Genomic DNA, 3,401 nt, shown 5'->3' with positions numbered 1-3,401 from the left:
GCAGTGCGGCCCTTGGCCGGGCAAGGTCAAAGCCGACATCGGCAAGCAACTGATGAATTGAACAGACCGAGATGAGCAACAAAAAAGCGCGGCCCGCAGGCCGCGCTTTTGATGATTGAAGCCGTTGTCGGAGCGATCAGGCCGCCGTCGACTGGCGCTTGTCCTTGGCCTCGGTGGCTTCGTCGCGGCGGATCTCGGACAGCTTCTTCTCGACCTGTTCGGAGAACACGTACTGCGCCGGGCGCTGCTTCGACATGTCGATCTCGGGTGCCATCGGGCCCGAGGTCTTGATGCCGCGGAGCGCCACCCAGGCGGCCTTCAGCGGATTGTTGAGCGAGGCCATCGCCGCGGTCGGCTCATAGCCGCAATGCGCCATGCAGTCGGCGCACTTCTCGTACTTGCCGGTGCCGTAGGAATCCCAATCGGTGGTTTCCATCAGCTCCTTGAAGGTCTTGGCATAGCCTTCGCCGAGCAGGTAGCAGGGCTTCTGCCAGCCGAAGATGTTGCGCGCCGGCATGCCCCACGGGGTGCACTCGAACTCCTGGTTGCCGGCCAGGAAGTCGAGGAACATGCTGGAGTGCATGAAGCTCCACTTCTTGCCCTTGCCGCGCGCGAACACCTCGCGGAACAGGTTCTTGGTCTTGGTGCGGTTGAGGAAGTGCTCCTGGTCCGGCGCACGCTCATAGGCGTAGCCCGGCGAGATCGACACGCCGACGCCGAGCTCTTCGGTGAAGTCCATGAACTTGGCGATGTCCTCGGCGGCGTAGCCGTCGAACACCGTGCAGTTGACGTTGACGGTGAAGCCCTTGGCCTTGGCCGCCTTGATCGCCGCGACCGCGCGGTCGAACACGCCCTCCTGCGACACCGCTTTGTCGTGGTGCTCCTTCAGGCCGTCGAGATGCACCGAGAAGAACAGATAGGGCGACGGCTCGAACAAATGCAGCTTCTTCTCGAGCAGCAGCGCGTTGGTGCACAGCGACACGAACTTCTTGCGCGCCACCAGACCGCGCACGATCTCACCGATCTCCTTGTGGATCAGCGGCTCGCCGCCCGGGATCGCGACCATCGGCGCACCGCATTCCTCGGCGGCGTCCCAGCACTCCTGCGCGGTCATCCGGCGGTTCAGGATCGCGTCGGGATAGTCGATCTTGCCGCATCCGGCGCAGGCGAGGTTGCAGCGGAACAGCGGCTCCAGCATCAGTACCAGCGGATAACGCTTCCGCCCGAGCAGCTTCTGCTTCAGCAGATAACCGCCGATCACCAGTTCCTTGTGAAACGGAATAGCCATTACGAAATCTTCTCTTTCACGGCATGTCGGTTGGGGCGGATCAGGCGGTCGCCAGCTCCGCAGGCAGAACGAATTCGATGTTTTCTTCGCGGCCCGGCAGCACCGAGACGGTGACCGGGACGATCCGGCGCAGCGCTTCGATCACGTCGTCGACCAACACTTCCGGCGCGGACGCGCCGGCGGTGATGCCGACTGCTTTCTTGCCGTCGAGCCAGGCCGGGTCGAGTTCGCTGCCGTCGGCGATCAAGTAGCTCGGAATGCCGGCTTCGGTGCCGATTTCCCGCAGTCGGTTGGAGTTCGAACTGTTGTTGGCTCCGACCACCAGGATCAGGTCGACCAGCTTGCTCATCTGCCGCACCGCCGATTGCCGGTTTTGCGTGGCATAGCAGATGTCGCGGGTGTCCGGGCCTTCGATATCGTGGAATTTCTTTGAAAGCGCCACGATGATGTCTTTGGTGTCGTCGACGCTCAGCGTGGTCTGGGTGATGTACGCCACCGGGGTTTCCGGCGGCAGCGTCAGCGCCGCGACGTCCTCGAGGTTCTGCACCAGCAGCACCGGGCCGGGAACCTGACCCATCGTGCCTTCGACTTCCGGATGGCCGGCATGGCCGATCAGGATCAGGGTGCGGCCCTTCGACGTATAGCGCTTGCCCTGGTTATGCACTTTGGTCACGAGCGGGCAGGTGGCGTTGAGCACCGGCAGGTCGCGCGCCGCGGCCTCTTCCTCGATGCTGCGGGCGACGCCGTGGGCGCTGAAGACGGTCACGGCCTTCGGCGGAACTTCCGACAGCTCCTCGACGAAGATCGCGCCTTTAGCCTTCAGGCTCTCGACCACGTATTTGTTATGCACGATCTCATGCCGCACGTAGACCGGCGGACCGTACTTCTCCAGCGCGCGCTCGACGATCTCGATCGCACGCACCACGCCAGCGCAGAAACCACGGGGTTGGGCAAGGAACACTTCGAGGGGGCGGACTTCAGACAAGGGGCACCACGCTCATGATTGTTCGGTCTCCTGGCAGCACGTCGCATTCCCGTAGCATGATCTAGCTGGTATGGGGACACCCGCAACCGCAAGGGACGCAGGGGACTTATTGGCGCAGTGCAGCACGCAATGCAAAACGCCCTTGGCAATCTGGCCTGGTGAGATTACTTCCGCGCACACACCTCCGCCGGCTTGTTTTCGGCCATTTTGTCCAGTCCTTGGTCGCAGAACCATCAAAACTAGTTCGATCGACTCGGAACCCGGCGGGGTGGCCGTATTTTAGGCCAGCCGGTAGCAATAGAAAGAGTGAATGTGCTGAAAAGTGCCATCGTCTCCATTGTCAGAGCCAGCACCCGTTTTGCGGCTTTTACTGTGCTGATCGGCGTATTTCTCGCAGTTGCAGCAGGTTTCTATACTTACCAACATTTCGGGATCAACACAGACATCAATCATTTGATCTCGTCTGATCTCGACTGGCGCAAACGTGATATCGCGTTCGAGAAGGCCTTCGACCAGGAACGGCTGATCCTGGCGGTCGTCGAGGCCCCGACGCCGGAATTCGCGAATGCCGCGGCGGCTAAGCTCACAGCCGAATTGTCCAAGAATAACATCAACTTCGACTCGGTGAAGCGGCTCGGCGGCGGGCCGTTCTTCGACCGCAGCGGGCTGTTGTTCCTACCCAAGGACGAAGTTGCCAAGGCGACCGGCCAGTTCCAGCAGGCGGTTCCGCTGATCGAAATCATGGCCGGTGATCCGTCGATCCGCGGCCTGACGGCGGCGCTTGAGACCGGTCTGGTGGGTCTGAAGCGCGGGGAACTGACGCTCGATTCGACTGCAAAACCTTTCAATGCCGTCGCCGCGACGGTCGAGGACGTGCTCGGCAAGCAGCAGGCGTTCTTCTCCTGGCGCGGTCTGGTCAATCCGGAACCGCTGACCGACGGCGACAAGCGCGCCTTCATCGAGGTCAAGCCGATCCTCGACTTCAAGGCGCTGGAACCCGGCAAGGCGGCCACCGACGCGATCCGTCAGGCCGCCGTGGACCTCAAGATCGAGCAGGATTTCGGTGCCCGGGTGCGGCTGACCGGTCCGGTGCCGATCGCCAACGAGGAATTCGCCACCGTCAAGGAC

Annotated in this window: 2 protein-coding genes and 1 pseudogene; 1 reads left to right on the top strand and 2 read right to left on the bottom strand. The window is 62.2% G+C overall.

What is annotated here, in order from left to right; translation table 11 throughout:
• Positions 1–136: 136 nt before the first annotated feature.
• Both hpnH and ispH read right to left on the bottom strand, forming a co-directional pair.
• Complete coding sequence (gene hpnH / locus DYI24_RS23600) at positions 137–1,288, bottom strand: adenosyl-hopene transferase HpnH (protein WP_164574053.1); 1,152 nt, start codon at positions 1,286–1,288, stop codon at positions 137–139.
• A 40-nt stretch (positions 1,289–1,328) separates the two neighbouring features.
• Complete coding sequence (gene ispH, locus DYI24_RS23595; protein ID WP_107345477.1) at positions 1,329–2,273, bottom strand: 4-hydroxy-3-methylbut-2-enyl diphosphate reductase; 945 nt, start codon at positions 2,271–2,273, stop codon at positions 1,329–1,331.
• Positions 2,274–2,585: 312 nt separating this feature from the next.
• On the opposite strand from ispH, the pseudogene DYI24_RS23590 reads away from it, so the two are divergent.
• Positions 2,586–3,401, top strand: a pseudogene (locus DYI24_RS23590) (MMPL family transporter); the annotation flags it as partial.

Source organism: Rhodopseudomonas sp. BR0C11, from assembly GCF_010820945.1.
GTDB classification, from domain to species: Bacteria; Pseudomonadota; Alphaproteobacteria; order Rhizobiales; family Xanthobacteraceae; genus Rhodopseudomonas; species Rhodopseudomonas palustris_H.
Note: the sequence above shows the minus strand (reverse complement) of the source record. Positions and strands in the feature narration are given on the sequence as shown.

Bases quoted from the DNA above. Each gene is read 5' to 3' on its own strand.
- hpnH (WP_164574053.1), bottom strand. From the start codon at position 1,288: ATGGCTATTCCGTTTCACAAGGAACTGGTGATCGGCGGTTATCTGCTG.